Consider the following 12278-nt stretch of genomic DNA (forward strand, 5'->3'; position numbering starts at 1 on the left):
GCTCGGGGGACGACAGCGGCAGTGGCGACGACGGCAGCGGCGGGGCTCCTGCTGCTGGGCGGGTGCACCGTCGGCGGCGGGGCCGAGGCGGGCGCCACGGCGTCCGCGCCCGCCTCGCGGACGCCGAGACCCGCCATCACCGACCTGATCACTCCGAGCCCGACCCCCTCCGCACCGGCGACCGCCGAGCCGGTCGGCACCGTCGTCGACGCCGGGCCGGTCGGCGAGGGAGTCCCCGCCACCGTCTCGGGCACCGGCCCGGCCGACGTGTCGTTCCAGCGGCAGGGCGAGTTCGCGGTCGTCCTGAGCCTGGACTGCTCGGCCTGCACCGGCACAGCGATCGTCACCGCCGCGGGCCGGATGACGCCCTTCGGCGAGGCCGCCGCCCCGATGACCGGGTCGTTCCTGACCGGCATCTTCCGCGACGACCCCGTCGAGCAGCAGGTGATCGTCCGAGCCGACGGGCCGTGGACGCTCGGCCTGCAGAGCTGGAACGATCTCGCGACGGTGAGCGGGGCGCAGTCCGGCACCGGCCCGGCCGTCCTGTTCTTCTCCGACGACGTCCCGCGCGTGACGGTCGACTACACGCCCGCGGGTCCGGACGACTCGTTCTCCGGCCGCGTGTTCACGACCTCCGATCAGCCGCAGCTGTTCGGCGACTCCGTCGCCTTCTCCGAGGTGTTCGAGGCCGACCTGCCCGGCGTCATGGCCGTCCAGACCGAGGGGACCTGGACCGTCACGCCGACGCCCTGACCCGGGGTCGCGACGCGCCGGCCGCGGAGTCGGGGAACGGGCGCCCCTCGGCCCAGACCCGCTGCACGCGGAGCGACGCGTCGAGCAGGACGACGTCGGCGCGGTACCCGGGCGCCAGCAGGCCGAGGTCGCCACGGCCGAGCACGCGGGCGGGAACGGCGGTGAGGGCGGCGACGGACGCCTCCAGCCCGAGCCGGCCGGGCCCGACGGCCCGCCGCAGGGCCTCCTCCTGCGTGAGCGTGGATCCGGCGAGCACAGCGGTGCCCGCGAGCCGGGCGACTCCGCCGAGCACCTCGACGTCGAGCGGGCCGAGGCGGTGCGCTCCGTCGCCCGCCCCGGCCGCCGCCATCGCGTCGGTGACGAGCGCGATCCGCCCGGGAGCCGCCGCGAACGCGAGCCGCACCACCTCGACGTCCACGTGCCGGCCGTCGAGGATCAGCTCGAGCGCGACCCGCTCGTCTCCCAGGGCCACCGGGATCGGGCCCGGGGAGCGGTGGCCGATCCCGGGCATGGCGTTGAACGCGTGCGTGACCAGCCGGGCTCCGCGGTCGAACGCGGCCCGCGCCTGGTCGGCGTCCGCCTCGGTGTGGCCCACCGCGACCACCGTGCCGGCGCCGGCGAGCCGCTCCACCGCCGCGAGGGCTCCCGGCAGCTCGGGCGCGAGCGTGATCTGCGCGAGGCGTCCGCGGGCGGCGTCCAGCAGCCGGCCGACCGCGCCGGAGGAGGGGTGCACGAGAGCCGCGGGGTCGTGCGCTCCCCTGCGCGAGGGCGCGAGGAACGGGCCCTCGAGGTGCGCGCCGAGCACGAGCGGGTCGGTGGCCGCGAGAGCCGAGACCGCGTCCAGAGAGGACTCCAGCTGCTCCAGCGGCGCCGAGACCAGGCTGACCAGCGAGCGCGTGGTGCCGCGGGAGCGGTGCAGCGCGAGGCCCGCGCGGATCGCCTCCGCTCCTCCGTCGAAGCCGTGACCGCCCCCTCCGTGCACGTGGAGGTCGAGGAAGCCCGGGACAGCGGTGAGGCCCCGCGCGTCGTGCAGCTCCGCCCCCTCCGCCTGCGCCTGCCAGCCGGTGCCGGTGCCGGTCGCCGTGATCGCGCCGTCCCGCGCGCGGAGCCAGTGGTCCTCCACCGTCCCGGCTGCGTCGACCTTCCGTGCGCTGTGGATGATCAGCGCGGCGTGCGCCATGCGGTCGTCTCCTGGGTGTCGGTTCCGGATCGGCGGGGACTCCGCCCCCTCCCGACGATGGCACAGCCCCTGCCGGTCGAGCCGGTCCGACACCGATCACTGCGCCACCCGAACGCATTCCGCGCCTCCGCGTCACGAACAGGGACCTCGCGCGTCTCCTGTGCATGCCTCCCCTGGACACCCGAACCCCCACCCCCCGCCTCGCCGCCTCCCGCCGGCCGCTCGACGTCGTCGCCATCGCGGCGGCCGCCCTCGTCAACGAGCGCTACCTCGATCGGCGCTTCACCGTCCACCACCTCGCCGCCGAGCTGCGGATGCCCGCCCTGCTGCTGCGGCTGCGGTTCCGCCGCTGCTACGGGCTCGGCCTCGACGAGCACCTCGCCCTCCGCCGACTCGAGCTGGCCGCCGTTCTGATGGCGAGCACCCCCGTCGCTCTCGGCGGCCTCGACCGCATCGCCCGGGGCTCCGGCTACCGAGGCACCGCCGAGCTGGACCGCGACCACCGGAGGCACCGCCGGTCCTCCGCGCTGGCCGCCTGGTTCCGGGCCGCCCCGCGTCCCGAGCGCGAGCACCGGCCCGGCACCCGGCCCGAGGTGGAGCTGCTCGCCGCCGCCCCGAGCGCCGCGACGCCGCCCCGCCCCGGCAGCGTCCGCACGGCACCGGTCACCCCGTTGAGGCGCCGCGCCTGAGCCCGGCCGCGGAGCGGTACAGTGCCACGATGCGCACCTCCGGAACCCGCCGATGACGGCCGTCCGCTACGTCGCGATCGGCGATTCCTTCACCGAGGGCGTCGGCGACGAGCGGCCGGACGGCACCCCGCGCGGCTGGGCCGATCTGACGGCCGCGGGATGGGCGGCGGCCACGGGCGAGCGGATCGAGTACGCCAATCTCGCGATCCGGGGCCGGCTCATCGCGCCGATCCTCGCCGAGCAGCTCGAGCCCGCGCTCGCCCTCGGCCCGACCCACCTCTCCTTCAACGGAGGCGGCAACGACATGCTGCGCCCGCGGGCCGACATCGAGCGGATCGCCGACGCCTACCTCCGTGTGCTCGAGCGCTGCGACGAGCAGGGCGTCGTGCTGATCGCCCTGGCCGGCGCCGACCCGTCGCCGCGGCTCCCGCTCGGCTCTCTCATCCGCCGCCGCGGGGACGCGCTGACCGACGCCGTCCTGCGCCGGACGAGTCACCGGACCGACGTGGTCGTCGCCGACAACTGGCACGACCCCGCTTTCGCCGATCCGGAGCTGTGGTCGGAGGACCGCCTGCACCTCGGCCCGCGGGGGCACCGGCGGGTGGCCGACCGGGTCCTGCGGGCGCTCGGGCTCACGCCGCCCGCCGCGCTGCCCGACGCTCCCGAGGCCGCACTCCGGCGCGGCGGAACCGTGCAGTACTACCGGCAGCACGTCGCGCCGTGGGTGCAGCGCAGGCTCACCGGCACGTCCTCCGGGGACGGCCGCGCCGCGAAGTACGCGGGCTTCGTGCCGATCGACCCGGTCTGACGCCTCCTCCGAGGAGCACGGCCCTCGTTCGACGGGCAGGGATCTCCCCTGAGGCGCTCAGCGGCGACCTCTCGTGGCCGCTCGACGACGTCGAGCGCTCAGTGCCAGCCGTACCTCGCCGAGAGCACCCGGGCGACGGCGTCGTACCGAGCACGCTCCAGAGCTGCTCCTTCGCGACGCATCCCGGCGGGGTGCACGCGGAACACGCGCTCCGGGTCGACCCAGCTGGGGCGCCCGTCCGGGTCCCAGCCGCCGGTCCCGACGGCCAGGTAGTCGGAGTGCTCCTTCGAGCTCAGCCGCACGGCGAGCACCGTCCCCGACTTCTCCACCGCGAGCACGAGCACCGGGCGGTCCTTGCCGCGGCCGTCGTCCTCCTCGTACGGCACCCAGGTCCAGACGACCTCGCCCGGGTCCGGGTCGCCGTCGGGCGTGGGCGCGTAGCCCAGGCGGACCCCGCGGAGCCGCGACGGGTCGACCTCGACGGTGCGGCCCACTCCGCTCGCGCCCGGCGTCGGCGCCGTCGTGCTCAGGTACGGGCGCTGCGGGCGGGGCCCGGCGTCCGGCCGCGGGGCGACCGCGCGGCCGAGGAGTCGGAGGAGCAGGGACACGACCGAGCGCGAGGAGGGCACCCCGGAACCCTAGCCCGGATCCGCGGCCGCCCGCCCGCGGGGGCGCGCCCGGCGGTCGCCCGTCGCGGACGCGCCGACGGGGTGCCGGCTCCGGAGAGCCGGCACCCCGTCGGGTGCTGCGGAGGAGGGGGTCAGTCCGCCAGGACGTAGCCCGCCTCGCCGTGGATGGCCGTGTCGATGCCGGCGATCTCGTCCTCGTTCTTCACGCGGAAGCCCATCGTCTTCTGGATGATCCAGCCGATGAGGAGCGTCATGACGAAGGAGTAGGCGAGGACGGTGAAGGCCGCGAGGGCCTGCTTGCCGAGCTGGCTCGCGTCGCCGGTGAGGAACAGGCCCACGCCGGTGCCGAAGAAGCCGATGTAGAGCGTTCCGATGAGGCCGCCGACCAGGTGCACGCCGACCACGTCGAGCGAGTCGTCGTAGCCGAGGCGGTACTTCAGGTCGATCGCCAGGGCGCAGACGGCGCCGGTGATGACGCCCAGGACGATCGCCCAGAACGGCGACAGGCTGGCGCACGCCGGGGTGATCGCGACGAGGCCCGCGACCGCGCCCGAGGCGGCGCCGATCGAGGTGGGCTTGCCGTCCTTGATCTTCTCGACGACGAGCCAGCCGAGGATCGCGGCGGCCGGAGCGGCGATGGTGTTCAGGAAGGCGACGGCCGCGATGCCGTCGGCGGCGAGCTCGGAGCCGGCGTTGAAGCCGAACCAGCCGAACCACAGCAGTCCGGCGCCCAGGAGCACGAACGGCGGGTTGTGCGGCTGGTGCGCGCCCTTGGTGAAATTGACGCGCTTGCCGAGCACCAGGGCGAGGGCGAGGGCCGCCGCTCCGGCGTTGATGTGGACGGCGGTGCCGCCCGCGAAGTCGATCGCGCCGACGCCGTAGGCGATCCAGCCGCCGTCGACGACGGTGGCGTCGTCGCCGAGGGTGAAGTTGAAGACCCACGAGGCGACCGGGAAGTAGACGACGGTGGCCCAGACGCCGGCGAAGACCATCCAGGCGCCGAACTTCGCGCGGTCCGCGATGGCGCCGGAGATGAGCGCGACGGTGATGATCGCGAACGTCGCCTGGAACGCGGCGAAGGCCAGCGTCGGGTAGGCCGACGTCTGCTCGCCGAGCGCGTCGTTGTAGATGCCCTGCAGGCCGATCTGGGCGGTGTCGATGCCGAGGACGCCGTCGATGCCGACGAAGGTGTCGGTCCCTGCGGGGCCGGACGGGCCGTTGCCGAACGCGATCGCGTAGCCGTACAGGACCCAGAGGACCCCGATGAGGCCCATGGCTCCGAAGCTGAGCATCATCATGCTGATGACGCTCTTCGCACGCACCAGGCCGCCGTAGAAGAAGGCGAGCCCGGGGGTCATGAGCAGGACCAGCGCGGCTGCGATGAGCAGGAACGCGGTATTGCCTTGATCCATTGTTGAACCTCTCGTGAGTGTGCAGAGAAAAGCCCGGAGCGAGGACGCTGCGTCGGAGCACGGCCTGGAGACACGCGGGTGTCGGGTCACCTCGGGTAGCCGACAGTCTGGTGGCGCGAGGTTTCGTCCCGTGAGGCACCGCGTTTCGCGGAGGTTACGGCCGAGGCCCCTGTGTAAAAAGCGCGTTACGGCGCGCTGGCGGACGGCACGACGACGAACCCGGGAACGCCGGGAGGAGAGCGGATCCGCCCCTAGGAGCGGGGCGCCATCGAGGTGAGCGCGATGAGCCGCGACATCGAGCGCAGGTACTTCTTGCGGTAGCCGCCGTTCAGCATGTCGCCGCCGAACACCTCGTCGAGGGGCGTCCCGGAGGCGAGGACCGGGATCTGCGCGTCGTAGACCCGGTCGATGAAGGCCACGAGGCGCAGGGCGTCGGTCTGGTCGGTCAGAGCGGTGACGCCCCGGAGCACGATGGTGTCGACGCCGTCGATCACCTTGATGTAGCGGGAGGGGTGCACGGTGCCCAGGTGGTGCACGGCGTCCGCGAACGGGTCGTCGGTGACGACGGAGCCGGCGGGGGCGGCCGCGACGAGAGCGTCGATCTCCTCGTCGGTGCGCACCACGGCGTGGCCCTCGATGTCGCGGCGCCGGTAGTCGGTGCCGTCGATCCGCATCGTCTCGAAGTGGGCGGCCATCGACTGGATCTCGCGGAGGAAGTCCGCCGCGGCGAAGCGCCCCTCGCCCAGCGCGTTGGGCGGGGTGTTCGAGGTCGCGGCGATGCGGGTCCCGGAGGCGACCAGCTCGCCGAGGAGCCGCGTCATCAGCATCGTGTCGCCCGGGTCGTCCAGCTCGAACTCGTCGATGCACAGCAGCGCCGAGCCCTTGAGGAGCGAGACGGTCGCCGCGTAGCCGAGCGCGCCGACGAGTGCGGTGTACTCGATGAACGTCCCGAAGTAGGTGCGGCCCGGCACCGCGTGCCAGATCGCCGCGAGCAGGTGGGTCTTGCCGACGCCGAAGCCGCCGTCGAGGTACACGCCCGGCTTGACCGCGGGGGCCTTCTTCCGGCCGAAGCCCAGGAAGCCGCCTCCGCCGCCCTTGGATCCGCCGCCGGCGGCGAACGCGCGGAGAGCCTCCACCGCGTCGGCCTGCGAGGGGTACTCCGGGTCGGGACGGTAGCTCTCGAAGGTGGCGCCCTCGAACTGGCGCGGGGGCACCAGCGTCGACGCGATCTCGTGCCCACTGATCTGGGGCGAGCGGGCGGTCAGGCTGCTCGTCGATCGGACGTCGTCGGGGCTCACTCGCGTCTCGCATCCTGCGCACGGCGGGGGTCCGTGCGCTCAGTGGCGGCGGCCGCACCGGGCACGGAGCCGCCGCGGTTCTGTGTCGAACTCTTACGGCGCCCTCCGTGCGGCGTCGTCCGCGGACGCGTACTGTCGCTGAAGGGCGGGCTCCAGCGTAGCCCGCCGTGGAATCACGCCCGCGCTCCGCGCACCATCCTGGAGGTCCTCCTTGTCCGTCGAAACCGATCCGTCGCCGAAGTTCGCCTCCTACGCGCACCCCGAACGGCTCGTCAGCGCCGACTGGCTCGAGCAGCGCCTCGGCACTCCCGGTCTCGTCGTCGTCGAGTCCGACGAGGACGTCCTGCTCTACGAGACCGGCCACATCCCCGGCTCCGTCAAGATCGACTGGCACACCGACCTCAACGACCCGGTGCAGCGCGACTACATCGACGGTGCCGCGTTCGCCGCGCTCGTCGGCGGCAAGGGCATCGCCCGCGACACCACCGTCGTCGTCTACGGCGACAAGAACAACTGGTGGGCCGCCTACGCGCTCTGGGTCTTCACCCTCTTCGGTCACGAGGACGTCCGTCTGCTCGACGGCGGCCGCGACAAGTGGCTCGCGGAGGGCCGCCCGACGACCACCGACGCCTCCTCCCCGGAGCCCGCCGAGTACCCCGTCGTCGAGCGCAGCGACGCCGAGATCCGCGCCTTCAAGGACGACGTCCTCGCGCACTTCGGCAACCCGCTGATCGACGTCCGCTCTCCGGAGGAGTTCACCGGGCAGCGCACCACGGCGCCGGCCTACCCGGAGGAGGGCGCCCTGCGTGCCGGTCACATCCCGAGCGCGCAGAACGTGCCGTGGGGCAGGGCCGCCGCCGAGGACGGCACCTTCCGCCCCCTCGACGAGCTGAACGGCATCTACCGCGAGGGCGCGGGGCTGAAGGACGGCGACTCCGTCATCGCCTACTGCCGGATCGGCGAGCGCTCCGCCCACACCTGGTTCGTGCTGACCCACCTCCTCGGCTTCGAGGGCGTCCGCAACTACGACGGCTCCTGGACCGAGTGGGGCAGCGCCGTCCGCGTCCCGATCGTCCAGGGCGCCGAGCCCGGCGAGGCCCCCGCGGCCCGCTGACGCGTCACGACGGAGGCCGGGAGCGCCGATCCGCCCGTCGACGGGCCGGATCCGGGCTCCCGGCCTCCGCTGCGACCGCCCGCCGCCCCTCCCCCGATGAGACACTGGACCGGATGACCGACACCACGCTCCCCGACGCTCTGCGCGACATCCGCGAGGAGTTCCTCGCCCTCGAGAAGCCGGAGCGCCTGCAGCTCCTGCTCGAGTTCTCGAACGAGCTCCCCGACCTGCCCGAGCGCTACCGCGACCACCCGGACCTCTTCGAGCGCGTGGAGGAGTGCCAGGCGCCCGTCTTCATCGTCGTCGACGTCGAGGGCGGGATCGTGCACCTGCACGCCACGGCTCCCCGCGAGGCGCCCACGACGCGCGGCTTCGCGTCGATCCTGGCGCAGGGCCTGGCCGGGCTCACCCCCGAGCAGGTGCTCGCCGTTCCCGACGACTTCCCGCAGACCATCGGCCTCTCGGAGGCGGTCTCGCCGCTGCGCCTGCGCGGCATGACCGCGCTGCTCGGCCGTACCAAGCGGCAGGTCCGCGCGCACCTGGCCGCATGATCCTCCGGCCGCTCGTCCCCGCCGGTCCGCCGATCGTGATCGGCGAGGAGGGCGCGCGAGCGGCGGTCGCGGACGCCTGGCGTCCCGACGAGGCGGTGCGCGTGCGCCTGAACATGATCGCGAGCGTCACCGGCTCCAGCACCGGCTCCGACGGCACGAGCGAGACGCTCACCAACCGCGTCGACCGCACGATCCTCGGAGTCGTCCGCGAGCAGGCCGACGTCGTCCTCGTCGGAGCCGCGAGCGTCCGCGCCGAGGGCTACCGCGTCCCCCGGCGGGTCCCGCTCGCCGTCGTCTCCGCCTCGGGCGATCTCGCCGGGCACCGCCTGGAGCTGCAGGAGGGCTCCCGGGTCCTGCTGCTGGTGCCGGAGTCGCGCGGCGCGGTGGAGGGGCTCCCCGCCGGCGTCGAGGTCGTCCCGGTCCCGTCCTCCTCGGAGCGGATCGGCGTCGACGAGCTCCTGGAGGCTCTCGCCGGGCTCGGCCTGCACCGCGTCGTCTGCGAGGGCGGCGCCTCGCTCTCGGGCCAGTTCCTCGCCTCGGGCCGGGTCGACGAGCTGTGCCTCACCACCTCGCCGCGCGTCGTCCTGCCGGGCCTCCCGGTCGCGACGGGCACGGCCGTCGTCGACGACGCCTACGCCCTGACGCTCCTGGCCGCGGACGATTCCGGGGCCGTCTACGCCCGCTGGAGCCGCACGCGCTGAGAGCCGCCCACCCGGCGTGCCTCCGCGTCCCGGGCGCGTCGGAACCCTAGTCTGCGACCGTGCCCGAATTCCCAGCGTCGTCCCAGCTCCCCGAGGAGTTCCGGGTCGCGACGGAGTCGATCCGCGCCGCTGCCACGCGCGCCGAGCTCACCGTGTCCGAGATCGCCTCGCCGTCGGGTCTCGCGCCCTGGGCCCTCGCCCTGTCGGGCGACGTCGCGCCGCACGCGCACGGACGCGACTCCGAGCTGGGCACGGGGCGCTTCATCCTGCTCTACGACCCCGAGGAGCCCGAGCAGTGGGGCGGCCCCTTCCGTGTCGTCTGCTTCGCCCAGGCCCCGCTCGAGGTCGAGATCGGCACCGATCCGTTCCTCGCCGAGGTCGCCTGGTCCTGGCTCATCGACGCCCTCGGGGCGCGGGGCGCCTCCTATTCCGCCGCGTCCGGCACGGCCACCAAGGTGCTCTCCACCGGTTTCGGCGAGCTGGCCGCTCAGGGGGACGGTGCGCAGATCGAGATCCGCGCCTCCTGGAGCCCGGATGATGCGCAGCTCGCCGCTCACGTGGAAGGGTGGGGGGAGCTGTTGTGCATGCTCGCGGGTCTCCCGCCCGTATCGAGCGACGGTGTGACCCCGCTCGCCTTCCGACGGAACAACCGTGACTGATTACCGTGTCCTCTCCACGCCCGACGAGTTCCTCGCCGCGGTCGACGCCCTCGCCGCCGGCGAGGGCCCCGTCGCCGTCGACGCCGAGCGCGCCTCCGGCTTCACCTACTCGCAGCGCGCGTACCTGATCCAGGTCTACCGGCGCGGTGCCGGCGCGTTCCTCTTCGATCCCCCCGCCATCGGCCGGATGGACGCCCTGCAGGCGGTCATCGGCCAGGAGGAGTGGGTCCTCCACGCCGCCAGCCAGGATCTCGCCTGCCTCCGCGAGGTGGGCCTGGACCCGGTGCGGATCTTCGACACCGAGCTCGCCGCCCGGCTCCTCGGACTGCCCAAGGTGGGCCTCGGCGCCGTCGTCGAGGACCTCCTCGGCATCCACCTGGCCAAGGAGCACTCGGCCGCCGACTGGTCGACCCGCCCCCTCCCCCAGAGCTGGCTCGTCTACGCCGCGAAGGACGTGGAGCTCCTCGTGGACCTCCGCGACCGCATGGAGGAGATGCTCATCGCCGCGCGGAAGACGCGCATCGCCCGCGAGGAGTTCGAGGCGACGCTCGCGCGCGCCCCGAAGGCGGTCCCGCCGGACCCGTGGCGCCGCCTCTCCGGCATGCACTCGCTCCGCGGCCCGCGCCCCCTCGCCGTGGCGCGCGAGCTCTGGCTGGCCCGGGACGCGTTCGCCCGCGAGCGCGACATCGCTCCCGGCCGCCTGATCCCCGACTCCTCGATCATCGCGGTCGCCCGCAACATCCCGACCAGCATCGGCCAGCTCTCGGGCCGCCGCGACTTCACCGGCCGCGCCAGCCGCGGCGAGGTCGAGCGCTGGTGGGCCGCGATCGAGCGCGGGACGACGACCGAGGACCTGCCGAGCCCGACCCGCCCGGCCGCCGACACGCTCCCCCCTCCCCGCGCGTGGGGCGATCGCAACCCGGCCGCCGACGCGCGCCTGAAGGCGGGACGCGCCGTGGTCACCGAGATCGCCGAGCTGCTCTCGCTCCCGGTCGAGAACCTGCTCACGCCGGAGCTGCTGCGCCGGGTGGCCTGGAACCCGCCCGAGCCGCTGACCGCGGAGTCGGTCGCCGCGGAGCTCACCCGCGCCGGCGCCCGCGCCTGGCAGGTCGAGGCCACGTCGGGCTCGATCGCCACCGCGTTTGTCGAAGCGGCCCAAGCGCCGGCCGAGGGCACCGAAACCCCTTCGTAGGAAGCGGCAAAGGATTCCGGCTGCGCGGTGCCGGTTCCTACGATCGACGGCGACCGTGAGTTCCTGGGAGGCATTGTGGCCGAGAGATCCGAAGTCGTGTTCGTCGACGGAGTCCGTACTCCGTTCGGGCGTGCCGGCGAGAAGGGCATGTACTGGCAGACCCGAGCCGACGACCTCGTCGTCAAGGCGATGATCGGTCTGCTGGAGCGCAACGGCGCGCTGCCGAAGGAGCGGGTGGACGAGGTGGCGATCGCCGCCACCACCCAGCAGGGCGACCAGGGCCTGACCCTCGGCCGCACGGCGGCGCTGCTCGCAGGGCTGCCGAAGTCGGTGCCCGGCTTCGCCATCGACCGCATGTGCGCCGGAGCGATGACCTCGGTCACCGCGACCGCGGGCGGCATCGCGTTCGGCGCCTACGACGTGGTCCTCGCCGGCGGCGTGGAGCACATGGGCCGGCACCCGATGGGCTTCGGCGCCGACCCCAACCCGCGCTTCCTCTCCGAGCGCCTCGTCGGCGAGGACGCGCTCAACATGGGCCGCACGGCGGAGCGGATCCACGACCGCTTCCCGCACCTGACGAAGGAGCGCGCCGACCACTACGCCCTGCGGAGCCAGCAGAAGCTCGCCGCCGCGTACGCCGCCGGCAGCATCCAGCCGGACCTCGTCCCCGTCGCCACGCGCAGCGCCGCGGGCTGGGGCCTCGCGACCGCCGATGAGGCACCGCGCCCCGAGACGACCCTCGAGGGCCTCGCGGGCCTGCGGACCCCGTTCCGCCCCCACGGCCGGGTGACCGCGGGCAACTCCTCCGGGCTCAACGACGGAGCGACGGTGTCGCTCCTGGCCAGCGCCGAGGCCGCGCAGGAGCTGGGCCTGTCCGCGAAGATGCGGATGGTGAGCTTCGCGTACGCCGGCGTCGAGCCCGAGATCATGGGCATCGGCCCGGTCCCCTCGACCGAGAAGGCGCTCCGCAAGGCGGGCCTGGGCATCGAGGACATCGGGCTCTTCGAGCTCAACGAGGCGTTCGCCGTGCAGGTGCTCTCCTTCCTCGACCACTTCGGCCTCGACGACGACGACCCGCGCGTCAACGAGTACGGCGGAGCGATCGCGATCGGCCACCCGCTTGCCTCCTCCGGGGTCCGGCTGATGATCCAGCTGGCCCGGCAGTTCGAGTCGCACCCCGAGGTCCGCTACGGCGTGACGGCCCTCTGCGTCGGCCTCGGTCAGGGCGGCACGGTGATCTGGGAGAACCCGCACTACGACGGCAAGCGCGGACGACGGAAGGGACGCTGACC

The 12278-nt window shown here is 74.0% G+C and carries 13 protein-coding genes; 9 read left to right on the forward strand and 4 right to left on the reverse strand.

The window, feature by feature from the left end; translation table 11 throughout:
- The first annotated feature begins 21 nt into the window (after positions 1-21).
- Complete coding sequence (locus tag GSU40_RS08045; protein WP_160034374.1) at positions 22-753, forward strand: hypothetical protein; 732 nt, start codon at positions 22-24, stop codon at positions 751-753.
- On the opposite strand, the gene GSU40_RS08050 is transcribed toward GSU40_RS08045, so the two are convergent.
- Positions 737-1933: an amidohydrolase family protein gene (locus tag GSU40_RS08050; protein WP_160034376.1), complete on the reverse strand. Its 1197-nt coding sequence runs from the start codon at positions 1931-1933 to the stop codon at positions 737-739. The genes GSU40_RS08045 and GSU40_RS08050 overlap by 17 nt on opposite strands.
- Positions 1934-2097: 164 nt before the next feature.
- Here GSU40_RS08050 and GSU40_RS08055 point away from each other — a divergent pair, with 164 nt between their 5' ends.
- Together GSU40_RS08055 and GSU40_RS08060 are read left to right on the forward strand one after the other, a co-directional pair.
- Complete coding sequence (locus GSU40_RS08055) at positions 2098-2622, forward strand: hypothetical protein (RefSeq protein ID WP_160034378.1); 525 nt, start codon at positions 2098-2100, stop codon at positions 2620-2622.
- Between the two features lie 52 nt (positions 2623-2674).
- Positions 2675-3430 carry an SGNH/GDSL hydrolase family protein gene (locus GSU40_RS08060; RefSeq protein ID WP_104238766.1) on the forward strand — a complete coding sequence of 252 codons (756 nt, stop codon included), beginning with the start codon at positions 2675-2677 and terminating at the stop codon, positions 3428-3430.
- Between the two features lie 98 nt (positions 3431-3528).
- On the opposite strand, the gene GSU40_RS08065 is transcribed toward GSU40_RS08060, so the two are convergent.
- The 3 genes from GSU40_RS08065 to zapE all read right to left on the reverse strand — a co-directional run bounded on the left by GSU40_RS08065 (position 3529) and on the right by zapE (position 6769).
- Complete coding sequence (locus tag GSU40_RS08065) at positions 3529-4059, reverse strand: type II toxin-antitoxin system PemK/MazF family toxin (protein WP_167299028.1); 531 nt, start codon at positions 4057-4059, stop codon at positions 3529-3531.
- Between the two features lie 131 nt (positions 4060-4190).
- Positions 4191-5471 carry an ammonium transporter gene (locus tag GSU40_RS08070; protein WP_104222080.1) on the reverse strand — a complete coding sequence of 427 codons (1281 nt, stop codon included), beginning with the start codon at positions 5469-5471 and terminating at the stop codon, positions 4191-4193.
- Positions 5472-5722: 251 nt separating this feature from the next.
- Positions 5723-6769 (reverse strand): cell division protein ZapE, encoded by a 1047-nt coding sequence (gene zapE / locus GSU40_RS08075; RefSeq protein ID WP_160034380.1) that lies wholly within the window; start codon positions 6767-6769, stop codon positions 5723-5725.
- A 211-nt stretch (positions 6770-6980) separates the two neighbouring features.
- Here zapE and GSU40_RS08080 point away from each other — a divergent pair, with 211 nt between their 5' ends.
- From GSU40_RS08080 to GSU40_RS08105, 6 genes are all read left to right on the forward strand, one after another.
- A complete protein-coding gene (locus GSU40_RS08080; RefSeq protein ID WP_104232576.1) occupies positions 6981-7883 on the forward strand; it encodes a sulfurtransferase in 903 nt (300 codons plus the stop codon).
- A gap of 113 nt (positions 7884-7996) precedes the next feature.
- Positions 7997-8434 carry a SufE family protein gene (locus tag GSU40_RS08085; RefSeq protein WP_104222086.1) on the forward strand — a complete coding sequence of 146 codons (438 nt, stop codon included), beginning with the start codon at positions 7997-7999 and terminating at the stop codon, positions 8432-8434.
- Positions 8431-9135: a dihydrofolate reductase family protein gene (locus GSU40_RS08090; RefSeq protein WP_104222088.1), complete on the forward strand. Its 705-nt coding sequence runs from the start codon at positions 8431-8433 to the stop codon at positions 9133-9135. Before GSU40_RS08085 ends, GSU40_RS08090 begins: the two co-directional genes overlap by 4 nt.
- 59 nt (positions 9136-9194) lie before the next feature.
- On the forward strand, positions 9195-9794 hold the full coding sequence (locus GSU40_RS08095) for a DUF3000 domain-containing protein (RefSeq protein ID WP_104222090.1): 600 nt from the start codon (positions 9195-9197) through the stop codon (positions 9792-9794).
- Complete coding sequence (locus GSU40_RS08100; RefSeq protein ID WP_104222092.1) at positions 9787-10986, forward strand: ribonuclease D; 1200 nt, start codon at positions 9787-9789, stop codon at positions 10984-10986. Before GSU40_RS08095 ends, GSU40_RS08100 begins: the two co-directional genes overlap by 8 nt.
- 75 nt (positions 10987-11061) lie before the next feature.
- Complete coding sequence (locus GSU40_RS08105; protein WP_104232573.1) at positions 11062-12276, forward strand: thiolase family protein; 1215 nt, start codon at positions 11062-11064, stop codon at positions 12274-12276.
- Positions 12277-12278 lie beyond the last annotated feature (2 nt).

The sequence above is a fragment of the Rathayibacter sp. VKM Ac-2805 genome, assembly GCF_009834265.1.
Lineage (GTDB): Bacteria > Actinomycetota > Actinomycetes > Actinomycetales > Microbacteriaceae > Rathayibacter.

Coding starts and splice junctions, on each gene's coding strand:
- GSU40_RS08085 (WP_104222086.1), top strand. CDS start 7,997: ATGACCGACACCACGCTCCCCGACGCTCTGCGCGACATCCGCGAGGAG.
- GSU40_RS08055 (WP_160034378.1), top strand. CDS start 2,098: ATGCCTCCCCTGGACACCCGAACCCCCACCCCCCGCCTCGCCGCCTCC.
- GSU40_RS08090 (WP_104222088.1), top strand. CDS start 8,431: ATGATCCTCCGGCCGCTCGTCCCCGCCGGTCCGCCGATCGTGATCGGC.
- GSU40_RS08060 (WP_104238766.1), top strand. CDS start 2,675: ATGACGGCCGTCCGCTACGTCGCGATCGGCGATTCCTTCACCGAGGGC.
- GSU40_RS08050 (WP_160034376.1), bottom strand. CDS start 1,933: ATGGCGCACGCCGCGCTGATCATCCACAGCGCACGGAAGGTCGACGCA.
- GSU40_RS08070 (WP_104222080.1), bottom strand. CDS start 5,471: ATGGATCAAGGCAATACCGCGTTCCTGCTCATCGCAGCCGCGCTGGTC.